Genomic DNA, 12,771 nt, shown 5'->3' on the forward strand with positions numbered 1-12,771 from the left:
TGTTTTCTCCTGCTACCCCATGAAAACGGGCGATCGCAATACTAGGTTCATAGCATTGTCATATCTATTCGCTAAGTTAAAAAAGCTGCCATATATATAGCATAAATCAACAGTAGTGCGGTTGCTCACCTCCCACATTCCCATACTTCGTCAACGTCAAAGTGCTATAAAAACGTGGATATCGGCTGTTTTGATTTCAGCGGAGAACTTATCTTATGGTTTTTGTTGTACCGATCTACGTCAGCATTGTAGTGGTCGGCTTGCTTATTTTCACTGGAGTCAAAATTGCAGATATTTTGTTTCCCTGTAGCAAATCGAATCACAAGAAATTTTAAGCCGTTTATGGCGCTTTGCATGTTGGTTCCGCACGGTGGTGTAGGCCTCTTTGCTCCCTACACCACCATTTTTGTACTTAACGCGGTTACCCGCCGCTATATTTAACCTCAGTTCGGGTTAAGGGCTTTTTCGAGTGCCGCGCTTCGCGCGGCACTCGAAAAAGCCCATTATTGCGTGCGCGTCGCGCACGCAATAATGGGCGGTTCGGCTTATCCCGAACTGACGTTATATTTAGTATGAGATAAAAATAAAACTACCTCTACAAGGCAAAAATCTGCGAAGAGTTTCTTGTTGCCACTCCTGTTCAACGTTTTACAATCTTGCTGAGGGTGGTTAGCAAATCTTTAGTGGTGAAAGGTTTGGGTAGAAAGGCAAGAACGTCAGTATCTGTTAGATTGCTGCATGTTTCACTGGTAATTAAACCGCTTATGGCTACAATCCGCACGTCAGGATTGATCTCCTTTAACGCCCGAATAGCTAGAGACCCATCCATAGAGGGCATCATCATATCGACGATCACCAGATCGATTTTTTGAGGATGTTGCACATAAATGGAAATGGCTTCAAGCCCATCATTTGCTGTTAAGGTTTGATAGCCAAAGGCCTCTAGGGAGTGTTTTGCGATCTCGCGAATGGCGGCTTCGTCGTCCACGATTAAAACAGTTTCGCCATGCCCGATGGGCAGTTCATTATCTTCGGACGGAAGCGGTACTGCTGGGGCGATCGCGGGTAAATACACATTAAACTGTGTACCCACATCAGGTTTGCTGGAAACCGTGATAAAACCACCATGACTTTTGACAATACCCAGCACCGTTGATAAGCCTAACCCAGTACCCTGCCCGAATTCCTTGGTGGTGAAGAAGGGGTCAAAAATACGATCAATAACGTCAGGGGGAATACCTACACCTGTATCTGCAACGGAGATCAGGACATAGCTACCGACTTTAGCTTCTGGATGAATGTGGACAAATGCTGGGTCAATCTCTAGATTTTCTACACCAAGCTTGAGTTGCCCACCCTGAGGCATGGCATCCCGTGCATTCACACAGAGATTCATCAGGACCTGATGCAGCTGAGTTGAATCACCAGAAACCGCCCAGAGCTCGGGGATAATATGCGTTGAAATTGTGATGGATTTTGGAAATGTTTCATCTATGATTTGCTTGATCTCGCGCAGTAATTGATCAGGCTGAATCAATGTATGCGTGCCTTCGATACCCCGTACAAAAGACATCACCTGACGTATTAAGTCAGCACCTCGTTTAGTATTCCGTTCGACTAACTTTAACCATTGCTGACTTTGTTCATCCTTATGTTTCATCGCCAGTAATTGAACTGACATAAGAATGGGAGTTAATACGTTGTTTAAATCATGAGCAATGCCACTGGCTAAAGTGCCTAAACTTTCCATCCGTTGCGATCGCAGTAACTGACGTTCAAGCTGTTTACGCTCCGTCACATCCTGCATCAGTACGTAAGTTCCCTGTACTTCATCGTCGTCGAAATGAGGTACATAGGCGAACTCAAAGTGATGTAAATGACCCTCACGCGTTAGGGTGCTGTCGAACGTAACGGTTTGACCGGAGAGTGCCAGCTCTAGTTTTGGAAGAAGTTCTTTATATAATTCATCTTCCATCAAATCACGCATGTGATGGTTTTCAAGGTCTTCTCGCGAACATTGAAACCAGTCTTCGTAGCCACGATTGACAAAGCGATAGTTATGCTCACGGTCGATGTAAGAAATCATAACGGGCAGCGCATCGGTGAGCAGCCGCAACTGTGCCTCGCGTTGCCGCACCCGCTCCTCAGCCTGAATCCGTTCTTGAATTTCTTGTTCAAGCTGAGCATTTTGTTCCTGGATCTGGCGGGTGAGGTTCCGGAGGTTCAGGTGAAGCTGAATCCGTGCCAAAACCTCCTCCTGTTGAAAGGGTTTGGTGATGTAATCGACGGCTCCTAACCGTAATCCCTTCACCTTGTCGACGGTTTCTGAAAGGGCCGTCATGAAGATAATCGGTGTTTCCTGGGTCGAAGGTCGGGACTTCAATATCTGACAGGTCTCAAACCCGTCCATTTCTGGCATCAGAATGTCTAGCAAGATCAAGTCTGGTTTGGCGTATTCCACTTTCTGCAAGGCACTCTTGCCACTCTGGGCAACCAACACCTTGAAGCCAGAATTGCGCAAGAAGTCGAACAGGACATTCAGATTCGTTGGCGTATCGTCAACAATCAGAATTGTCGAAGGGCTGACAGTGTTCATAATTGCTCTCGATACTGGCGAATCAACTCTAAAATCTGCTGCTCCTCAAAGCCCTTAACCAACTGAGCTAGAGGGTGTGTCAACGTCAACCAACGCTCGTCAGTCTGCTCTAGCTGGGCAATGTGGTCCGTAATAGCCTGTAAATCGCCCTGCATCGCGAAATCGAGTAGTGTATCGAGCTCTGCCTTGGCCGGCAGAGTGGCCAGCGCGCCGGAAATAGCTACTGAAGTATCTGTGGCAATCGCCTCGTCAGGCTTCTCTACCTTCTGGGACTTTTCCTCAACTTGTTGGTAAACCCATGTCAGGTTGAGGTAGGCTTGCAGATGTTGCAACAAATCCTCTTCGCGCACCGGTTTGGGCAGAAATCCATTACAACCTGCCTTGCGGCTGGTCTCCTGATCAAAGTCTAACGTGCTGGCAGAGACGGCGATAATCACAATATCCTTCAGTGTTGGCGACGACCGTAACCGTCGAATCGCCTCAAACCCATCCATGATGGGCATTACCAGATCCATTAAAACAGCATCAGGACGAAACTCATAGGCCTTATTCAGTCCATCTTGCCCATCCACTGCCTCCATGATTTCAAATCCTAACGGTTTCAACAGCCCTACGAGAACCGCGCGATTTTCCCACTGGTTATCGACCACCAGCACTTTGCGGCGATCGCCCGCATACCCCACAATAGCGGGTGGAGGTGGTGCAGAGATCCCACCCTGGTTAGTCATTTCTGGGAGAACAATATCAAACCAGAATGTACTGCCCTTGCCCGGTAGGCTTTTCACCTGAATGTCGCTGCCCATCAGTTGCACAAGTTGACGGGTAATGGTCAATCCCAACCCAGTTCCCTCAATTTGTCGTCGATTGTCCCCTGCCTGCTGAAACGGCAGAAAAATGGCGTCTAGCTGTTCGTCCGCAATCCCAACCCCCGTATCTTCTACCTCAAACCGCAGCTTGGCTAGACCCAGGTGCAAGTCATCCTCGACAGGTCGAACTCGAAAGGTAACGTGCCCGTGCTCTGTAAATTTGATGGCATTGCCCAAGAGATTCAGGAGTACCTGACGCAGCCGTTTTTCATCGGCCTGAACAAACGTTGGTAGCGGTGCAATCGGTTCATACACAAAGGCAATGTCCTGTCGGGCACGAACTTTGAACATTTGCACCAAGTTTTCTAGAAAGGCAGAAAAATGGAAGTCATGGGGATGCAATTCCATCTTCCTGGCTTCAATTTTCGACAAATCTAGAACGTCATTAATCAATGTCAACAAATGTTCACCACTGTGATGAATAATTTCTAGGCCGTTCCTTTGCTGTTCCGTCAGGCTGACCGATTTTTTCAGGATTTGTGCGTACCCGAGAATGCCGTTCAACGGTGTTCGAAGCTCATGGCTCATATTCGCCAGGAACTCGCTTTTGGCCCGATTAGCAGCCTCTGCCATATCTTTGGCTTGTTGGGTTGCGACGTCGGCCTGCCAACGCTCCGTGATATCATCAATCACCCACAGACGCCCGGGAATGTCTCGCTGATAAATGGGTGTACTGGAGAGGCTCAAGACCTGGGACTGAGGCTGGCTAAAAAACCACTGCCAATCTCGGATCTCGACCTGGGGCTGTGTGAACAATTGGGCAGCTTGTCGGGCAATGTCTTGCTGGTTGTCTGCCTTCAGCCTCAGAGCAGTCATGGCCTGAGCGATCGCCATTGGCTCCGCTGCCCCGTGGGGTAACCCTAATTGCTTGGCAGCTACATGGTTCAACCAACCCTGTGCGCCACTTTCATCAATAAACACGACGCCCTGAGGAATGGTTTCGAGAATGGCCCGTAACCGTGCCTGTAAATTGTCCAGGCGCAAAGTAACATCCTGGAAGCGCAACAAATTGCGCATCCCACCGAGGATAGATTTTAGAAACTGTTGTAATTGTGGGGAGAACTGTACGGAATCGTACCAAAATAGAACAATGGCTCCTCGCACAGCTTCAGCTTGCAATAGCGGAAGTACCGCTACCGATTGCACGCCTTGCGCCACCAAAGCCGCCGCTGCATTAGCTGTAGCGGGGTAATCCTCGTAGTAGACGCAGCAATTTTGGGCGATCGCTTCAGCAAATAATGTTGGAGTGGTGAGGCGATCGGGGAGCGCATGCTCGGGAAGAGATACCAAGGCTTCTGCCGTAACGTCATCGAGCTGCCGCAGCACAATGGCTCCATCGGAGCAGGTGAAGGTTTTTAGGGTGGTAAGGGCGTAGGCGATCGCTTGTTCCGGACTGGCAGCGGTTTCATCCTGGGTCAAGTTTGCCAGGGTAGTCTGGGTCGCATTCTGCCATTCCCATTGCAATAAATAGCGTCGTGTTAACGGGCTCAACAGTACAGTGACGGCCAGGGTTAGCAGGTGACGAGTCGTAGCCTCGTCCCAGTTCAGGAGTAGCAGGAAACCCCACAGAAGCGCTCCTGTTAAGGCGATCGCCCGTGATGGGGGACGTAACGTAAACCCACCAAAAAGGACGGGAGCCAGCCACAACAGGGGAGAACAGCCACTTAACACAAGTAACCCGAACAGTGCCATGGCCAGGCCCAACACTAAGGGCTCAAAACTGGGCAATTGCTCTGGATGGGATGATGGTAAGGGGTTGCTGCCAGAGGAATGAACGTGCAATAGCTTCAGGCGGCTAAACATTCTGAAATAGTTTGGGTCACGACGTGAGGCGCACTAATATGAGGAAGATGCCCCTGAGCGTTAATGTTAATGAGTTTCGAGTTGGGAATGTGCTTTGCCAAATAGTCTCCCACCACAAGGGGGACAGCGACGTCGTTGTTGGATTGCAGAATCGTCGTGGGTACTTTCAATCGCGGCAGTTCTGCCCGGTGGTCAGACTGAAAAATAACCCGTGATACCGCCTGAGCGATATCGGGACGAATAGCCGCTAAGGTATTAGCAAATTCGGTAGCCAGTTCAGGGCGATCAGGGTTGCCCATGGCGATGGGCGCAAAGCCGCTCACCCAGGCATAGTAATTAGAGGACATGGCCTCATACAGGGCATCCAGATCAGACTGCTCGAAGCCACCAATATAACTGGTGTTCGCATCATTTACATAGCGAGGGGATGCACCCATGAAAATTAACTGCTTGAAGCGGCTGGGATCAACCAGAGCCGCCAGCAAGCTTACCATCCCGCTCACCGAATGGCCCACCAAAATAGCTTGAGATAGCTTTAATTCAGCGCATAACTCTAATAAATCTTCTGCGTAACTATAAAGGGAGCTATATCGGTGGGGGCTATAGGCTGCCATATCAGACTTCCCGGCCCCAACGTGATCAAATAAAACAATGCGGTAGTCAGACTGAAAGGCTTCAACCTGATGTCGCCAGGCCGTTTGGTCTGAGCCAAACCCATGGGCAAAAATAATGGTTTGCTCTCCCTGCCCCAGCACTACGACGTTATTGCGCTTAAATACCTTGCTTGGCATAGATAACGATTGCATCAAAGTCCTTATTGGTTAAGGGTAAAACAAATCAAAAAATACCAGATTTCTTTATCACGGCCTATATCGATCTTAGAAGGCAGGTCTGTCATTCCTCTGAATTCAAACCAAACTTAATGGCGATCGCGTAAACTGACGCCCTATAGCCCCTTCTTCAGGAGCCCCGACCATGGCTGAACGTCCTTATGATGTTGTTCTTTACGGTGCAAGTGGTTTTGTTGGTAAGCAAACTGTACAATACTTTGCCCGCCATGCTGCTGGTGGGTCGTTGCGGTGGGCGATCGCGGGACGAAACCGCCAAAAACTCGAAGCCGTTAAAGCTGAGGTCGGTGTGGATGCAGATGTGTTGGTGGCCGACAGCCAGGATCAGGAGGCGATCGATCGCATTGTTTCGCAGACACGGGTAATTCTGACGACAGCCGGGCCTTTTGCCCTCTATGGCGACACACTGGTAGACGCCTGTGTGCGGTTCAAAACGCATTATGTCGACATTACGGGAGAAGTTCCCTGGGTCAAAACATTGATTGATCGTTACCATGCTCAGGCCGCAGCCGATGGCACCCGCATTATTCCCTGCTGTGGTTTTGACTCTGTTCCGTCCGATTTGGGGTCTTACTTGATGGTGCGATATCTGCAGCAGTCTTTGGGCACGGCTTGCGCAGACGCGAAGGCTTACTTTCAACTATTTGGAGGGCTAAACGGTGGCACGCTAGCATCGGCCTTTAACCTGTTGGATTCAAACACGTTTGCACAGTTGAGTGATCCATTTCTACTCAATCCATCCCATCATCACACCCAGACTGAAATTGATCGTAATCGTGATCCTTTAACCCCATCCTTTGCTCCCGAGGTCAACACCTGGGTCGCTCCCTTTTTTATGGGCCCTGTCAACACTCGTATTGTTCGCCGAAGTCAGGCTTTATATGAAGAATGGCAAGAGCCCTATGGCCCCCACTTCACGTATCAAGAGTATTTCAAGTTCAATGAGCCGTTGGCCTGGTTACAGGCTACAGGGGTGACTGCGGGGCTGGGTGTTTTTATGGGGGTATTCCAGCAGGCGCAGGTGCGATCGCTCCTCCAACCCCTGCTTCCGAAACCGGGCCAGGGTCCGTCTGAACAAACGATGAATACGGGCTGGTTCTCCTGCGAATTGATAGGGACAGGTACAAATGGGCGTAAAGTGCGAGGATTGATCCGCGATCAGGGTGATCCGGGTAACCGAGCAACCGTCAAGTTTGTTTGTGAATCGGCTTTGAGTTTGGCATTACAAGAGGATGCATTACCAGGTGGCCAAAGCCGGGGCGGTATTCTGACTCCGGCAACGGGGTTAGGGAATGTGCTGGTGGAAAGGTTACGGCAGACCGGGATGGTTCTTGACGTTTGGGCCGTTTAGCTTTCTAGAGCGGTTGTCCAGCAGTGCATGTCTCATGGGTGTTGCAAGTAGGCTAGCGCATCACCCCAGCAATTCTCATTTTGAAATCAGGCCCGAAAACCGCGCGCCAAAGGCGCGCGGTTTTCGGGCATCAAAGCCAAGAGTTCACGCCCGTAGGGCGTGAACTCTTGGCTTTGATGCCCATACTGAGAATTGCTGGCATCACCCAGTTCCACCTGCTCATTCACCCAATCAGATAGTCCGGTCAGGTCAATGACATGAGGGATGTGCCCCAGCGAAGACAACCTTAGAGTGAGTTCAGAGACAAGTTTGGAACTAAGAGGTCACGTTCTTGAAGTATCGCTGCCTTCTGCCACGGGCTACTGGGCTCGTCATAGTCCTGGCTATGTGCCAATCTCTCTCTTCTTTCTCTACAACACCTGTAACGGCAAACTCTATTATGTATTCCACCTCTACAACCACTCAAGCGGGTCAACTCCATTCCAGCAAGGGTACTGTCGCGGCATATCCTCGCAGACCGTTTCGGTTGGTTGATGCTGCCCGTCCTGGTAGTACTTTCTACAATTTTCGTGAAAGCTTAAGGCAAACCGTTCAAGAGCGACGTGCTGACGATATTCGGGCGATCGCTGCCCCTGATATTTACCTCAGCTTTGGCCCTGATATAACGTTGGATGACTTAGACATTGATAACCCTGACAGTGTGTTTTGGAAACATCTGGAGCGGGTTGTCAATGCACCCTGTAGCCCCAGAGATGCTATCGATAATTCTCAGGAATGGATTTGTTCTTCCGCCAGCGAAGTAGAGTCCATTGGTCAGAGTGGTTATGATCCTTACACCGATGTGTTTATTGTTGGAGAATCTGTGAATGTACGTCGGGCTCCTGGTATCCATCAGGCTGCTGTTGATGTTGTATCCCATGAGGTGGTTAAGACTGATCCTCAGGGATTTGAACAACTATCTGAGGCACAACAACAGTTGTTGGAAACCAATGAAGGCTGGCGACCCATTATTACACCCAAGGGAAATCGTGGATTTGTCTCCAGTCGTTATGCATTTTCTCCCATCGGCTACCGAGCTATTTTTAAGCAGGAAGGTCATCGCTGGATAATGGCTGTTTTCGTTATAGGTGACTAATCTTTTCGATAGTGTTACGGGCTTAGAATTACGTAAGGCTATATTTTTGCGTGCGCTTTGCGCACGCAAAAATAAATACTTTTATATCCAGTCAATAATGGCTCTGATTAACATATCTGAGTCAATAGGTTTGGCAATGTGTTGTTGAAATCCAGCCGTGATCGCATGCTGCTGGTCGCTCTCTCCTGCATAGGCGGTGAGGGCGATCGCCCGAATCTGACCTCCTTTCTCAGGGGGGAGCTGACGAATCTGTTGAATCAGGGCATAGCCATCAACACTGGGCATGCCAATATCACTAATCAAGAGGTGGGGTGGAACTGGTTGAAGCATAGCTAATGCTTCTATCGCCGAAGCCGCAACTATGACTTCGGCTCCATACTGGGTCAACAGCACCATTAAAAGCTCACGGGCATCCGGTTCATCATCCACAATCAGAATCCGAATACCCGTCAAATCCGGTTCTTGATTTAACACGGACTTAGGCTGTGAGAATTCTGGCTCCAGTGCAACCAGGGGCAGGCGAACTGTAAAGGTTGCTCCCATCCCCTCACCAGGGCTGCTGGCAGTAATCGTACCGCCATGAGCTTCCACTAACTGACGAACGATCGCCAAGCCCAGCCCAAGTCCACCAAACTTGCGTGTGGTTGAAGCATCTTCCTGCCGAAAAGATTCAAAGATATGGGGTAGAAAATCCCGATTGATGCCTTTCCCTGTGTCGGAAACCGTAATTTGGGCGTAGGGAGTAATGGGCGATGGGTAATGGGTAATAGAGAAGTGTAAGGGGTCGGCACCGATGAGCGATGGCTCATGGCCCATCACCCGCTCCAATTGGATATTTACCCGACCATGGGTGGGCGTGAATTTGATGGCATTGGACAGAAGATTCCAGACAATTTGTTGAAGCCGTACAGCATCGCCAGAGACCTGCCCAATGGCAGGAAGTACGGAGTGGAGGTGGATGTTTTTGGCCAGGGCAGCCGCTCTCACGGTGTCGATGGCGGCCTCAATCACAAAGACTGGATTGACGGGAGCCATTTCTAACGTAAGTTTGCCCCGCAAAATCTTGGCGATATCCAACAGGTCATCAATGAGTTGGGTCTGAAGCTTGGCGTTGCGTTCGATCGTGGCTAATGCTTCAGCGGTTTTGGCTGCGTCAAACGTGTGGCTCTGTAGAAGTTTTGCCCACCCCAAAATGGGGTTGAGGGGCGATCGCAACTCGTGAGATAGAACTGCGAGAAACTCATCCTTAATGCGGTTCACCCGCATGAGTTCTTCTGTTTGTTGTTGTAGCGAGGTGAGGAGTTCAGACCGTTCAATCGCGATCGCGATCTGGTCACAAATGGCTTGAAAAAGGGATTTCTCAGAGGGGGTGAAATGGGTACGGCTACGACTGCCAAAGCTCAGTGTTCCAAACAGTTTTCCGTGGGAAATTAGCGGTTGACTGGCGTAGGCCGTAACACCGAGCGATCGCGCTAATTGTGCTTTGGGATTGGTCAAGATTTGAACATCGGTCTGTACAATTTGGCAGCGTTGTTGAGCCACGGTGCCGCAGATGGCCTGCCCAAGATCCAACCATTCCAACTGCTGGACAGCATCTTGAGGGATGCCACCATAGAAAGTGAGATGTAACTTCTGCTGGTGTTCGTCCAGGACATAGTTGATATAAACGTCTAATCCAATCAGGTCTTTGAGTCTGTTAAATACCGTTTCAACCAGCGCCAGGGGTTGCGTGGATGAGAGCAAATCACGGGTTGTTTCATATAGCAGTTGAATGTGTTCGCTGCGCTCTTGTAGAGCGGCTTCGGCTTTTTTGCGATCGCTAATATCAACCGTTGAGCCGACGACTCGGATAACCTGTCCCTGTTCGTCCCGTACTAGACAACCCCGCTCCCAAACACTGATCCAGCCTCCCTCTTCGTGCCAAACGCGGTACTCCCCTTCATAGAGTTCGTGAGAGCTGGCGTATAAGTCAGGAAGTTTGGGTTCCAGTCGGGCCCGATCCTCAGGGTGAAGGCGGTCTTGCCACCAGTCTGCGGTCGGTGGAACATCTTCTGGGTGAACGCCTACCAGTTCAAATAATTGCTCAGATCGATAAACGTTTTTAGTATGTAAATCCCAATCAAAAATCAATCCATTAACCGCACGCATCACCAGCTGTAGCCGCTCTTCTAACCGCTTTTGGTTATCAATGTCTGTAACGGTACCCAGCCAACCCAGTATTTGTCCTTGATTGTCTTGGGTGGGAATGCCTCGGCTGATAAACCAGTGGTAAATGCCATCTCGACGGCGCACGCGATATTCAATCTCAAAGGGTTTTCCTTGCTGAACGGACTGAGCCCATATGGCCAGGGTACGATCACGATCGTCAGGATGAATCGCATGAGTACCCGCTAAACCCATTGATTCCGCTTCACTCAAGCCGCTGTATTCGTACCAGCGTTGATTCCAGTAATTAACGGTTCCGGTTGCATCAGCAGTCCAAACCATTTGGGGCATTGCTTCTGCTAATTCCCGATAGCGTTCCTGGCTCGCTTTAAGAGCGGTTATAGTCTGGTCACGCTCCGTTACATCCAAAAATACTCCAATCGTTCCCCGTGTTTGATTTTGGTCACCTTTCAACGGAGTCGCATAGGCTAATATTTTGCGTCCGGTACCATCAGGTAGCAAGATATCAAATTCGACATCCCGCACGTCAACATTCAGCCTGGCAGCAACCTGCATCGGTAAATCCTCAGCTGGAACTTCCTGCCCGTTTTGGAAAACGCGGTAGGGAGGCTCATGGGTTGGCGCACTCTTGGATATATTATCCCCAGGGTTAATACCCAGCAATTGTCGGATATAAGCATTACTTTGCATATTCATGCAGGCTGGATCGGTGGCGATCGCAATACCTACAGGAGTCATATCTAATAGGATTTGTAGCTCAGAAACCCGATTTACTAAATCTTGATTGAGCTGTTGGATCGTTGCCTCAAATTGCTTTTGCTGGGTTAGATCGACGGCAAATGCTACATGCTCGTCTGTACCCTCTGTCCACTGAGTGGCACTGATCCAGATGGGAACCCGTGACCCATCCCGCCGTTGCAATTCCCTTTGTTCCGGGGGGAGAAAGCCCTGGTTCCGCAATTGGACCATAGTAGGCTCGATGCGATCTGCAAACTCTGGTGGGATGGAGTCGCGCCAATTCATCCCCTGTTGTTCAAATTCCTCTCGGGTGTAGCCATGCAGGGCAAGCATGGCATCGTTGATGACGCTCACCTCACCATTGGCTGAGCCAATACCGATACCAATGGGAGCCGTATCGATGAGCCGTTGCAAGCGATTTTGGTTTTGTTGCAGGGTTGCTATGGTCTGGCTCAGTTCTAACTCAAGGTGTTTGCGATCGGTGACGTCTCGCCAGGAGGCAACGAAGCCATCATTTAACTTAGAAGCATGAATATCAAAGACCCGTACTAATTGTGGCTCACCATAGGCGCCCTCATAGATGAGTGAGTCTTTCACTAACGGCTTTCCGGTTTCAACAACCCGGCAGTACTCGTCAAGCAGTCCCGATTCTCGGTGTCCCGGCCATAGCTCGCATAACCCTCGCCCAATCTGGTGTTCTCGAGGCACGCGGCTGTTTTCCCAGGCCGCTTTGTTCAGGTAGTCAATCCGAAAATCAACAATCTGCCCTAACTCATTTCGGATGGATGAGAAGATGCCGAAACAGTCCAGCATATTCTCAACCGAGGTCTGGAATTGTTGTTGGCTGTGTTGCAATTCCCGGCGCAACTGAGCATTTTCGATGGCGCTCTGCATGCTAAATCGCAGGCTATCCGGCGTCATCCGCTCTCCGACCAGATAATCGGTCGCCCCATTTTTTAAGGCTTGCACGGCAACTTCGGCATCTCCACTGCCAATTACGACGATCGGTGGGCACCTCTCGCCCATCTGCTGTTTAAGCTGACCAAGAAGCTGGAGAGAGCTTAAGTTGGGAGGCGAGCATTTTAAGAAGATGCCATCAATGGCCTGGGATTGACAGGCCATCAAAATCTGGGCATCCTGCCGTTCTGTGAGAACTGTATAGGTGAAAGCCTCATCCCACTGTAGCTGGCGCGTGTACTGCTCGCTTCCGGGGCTCTCATCAATGACCATGAGAATTTGATAGGACTTCACCATGCTCAAACCTTTAG

General features: G+C 49.9%; 7 protein-coding genes. 2 read left to right on the forward strand and 5 right to left on the reverse strand.

Annotation, left to right across the window (positions count from 1 at the left end; all coding sequences use genetic code 11):
• Window positions 1-640: 640 nt before the first annotated feature.
• Genes NDI52_RS13085 through NDI52_RS13095 form a run of 3 tightly spaced genes read right to left on the reverse strand, consistent with a single transcriptional unit; the run spans window position 641 to window position 6,056 of the window.
• Window positions 641-2,596 carry a response regulator gene (locus tag NDI52_RS13085; protein WP_190775499.1) on the reverse strand — a complete coding sequence of 652 codons (1,956 nt, stop codon included), beginning with the start codon at window positions 2,594-2,596 and terminating at the stop codon, window positions 641-643.
• Window positions 2,593-5,265 (reverse strand): ATP-binding protein, encoded by a 2,673-nt coding sequence (locus NDI52_RS13090; protein WP_190775500.1) that lies wholly within the window; start codon window positions 5,263-5,265, stop codon window positions 2,593-2,595. Before NDI52_RS13090 ends, NDI52_RS13085 begins: the two co-directional genes overlap by 4 nt.
• The gene (locus NDI52_RS13095; RefSeq protein ID WP_190775501.1) at window positions 5,250-6,056 is read right to left on the reverse strand and encodes an alpha/beta hydrolase; all 807 of its coding nucleotides are present in this window, start codon (window positions 6,054-6,056) and stop codon (window positions 5,250-5,252) included. The genes NDI52_RS13090 and NDI52_RS13095 overlap by 16 nt, the downstream gene beginning before the upstream one ends.
• Before the next feature lie 184 nt (window positions 6,057-6,240).
• Between NDI52_RS13095 and NDI52_RS13100 the strand changes: the two genes are divergently transcribed.
• Entirely contained in the window at window positions 6,241-7,464 is a 1,224-nt protein-coding gene (locus tag NDI52_RS13100; RefSeq protein WP_190775502.1) for a saccharopine dehydrogenase NADP-binding domain-containing protein, read from the forward strand.
• Window positions 7,465-7,550: 86 nt separating this feature from the next.
• Here the strand turns inward: NDI52_RS13100 and NDI52_RS13105 are convergent, their stop codons facing one another.
• A complete protein-coding gene (locus NDI52_RS13105) occupies window positions 7,551-7,748 on the reverse strand; it encodes a hypothetical protein (RefSeq protein WP_190775503.1) in 198 nt (65 codons plus the stop codon).
• Window positions 7,749-7,903: 155 nt separating this feature from the next.
• Between NDI52_RS13105 and NDI52_RS13110 the strand changes: the two genes are divergently transcribed.
• Window positions 7,904-8,599, forward strand: coding sequence for a hypothetical protein (locus NDI52_RS13110; protein ID WP_190775504.1), 696 nt, complete (start codon window positions 7,904-7,906; stop codon window positions 8,597-8,599).
• 81 nt (window positions 8,600-8,680) lie between these two features.
• On the opposite strand, the gene NDI52_RS13115 is transcribed toward NDI52_RS13110, so the two are convergent.
• On the reverse strand, window positions 8,681-12,757 hold the full coding sequence (locus NDI52_RS13115; RefSeq protein WP_190775505.1) for a PAS domain-containing protein: 4,077 nt from the start codon (window positions 12,755-12,757) through the stop codon (window positions 8,681-8,683).
• Between the last annotated feature and the right edge of the window lie 14 nt (window positions 12,758-12,771).

This window comes from Leptolyngbya sp. PL-A3 (assembly GCF_039962325.1).
Taxonomy (GTDB): domain Bacteria; phylum Cyanobacteriota; class Cyanobacteriia; order Elainellales; family Elainellaceae; genus Vacuolonema.

Bases quoted from the DNA above. Each gene is read 5' to 3' on its own strand.
- NDI52_RS13095 (WP_190775501.1), bottom strand. From the start codon at position 6,056: ATGCCAAGCAAGGTATTTAAGCGCAATAACGTCGTAGTGCTGGGGCAG.
- NDI52_RS13115 (WP_190775505.1), bottom strand. From the start codon at position 12,757: ATGGTGAAGTCCTATCAAATTCTCATGGTCATTGATGAGAGCCCCGGA.
- NDI52_RS13100 (WP_190775502.1), top strand. From the start codon at position 6,241: ATGGCTGAACGTCCTTATGATGTTGTTCTTTACGGTGCAAGTGGTTTT.
- NDI52_RS13090 (WP_190775500.1), bottom strand. From the start codon at position 5,265: ATGTTTAGCCGCCTGAAGCTATTGCACGTTCATTCCTCTGGCAGCAAC.
- NDI52_RS13110 (WP_190775504.1), top strand. From the start codon at position 7,904: ATGTATTCCACCTCTACAACCACTCAAGCGGGTCAACTCCATTCCAGC.
- NDI52_RS13085 (WP_190775499.1), bottom strand. From the start codon at position 2,596: ATGAACACTGTCAGCCCTTCGACAATTCTGATTGTTGACGATACGCCA.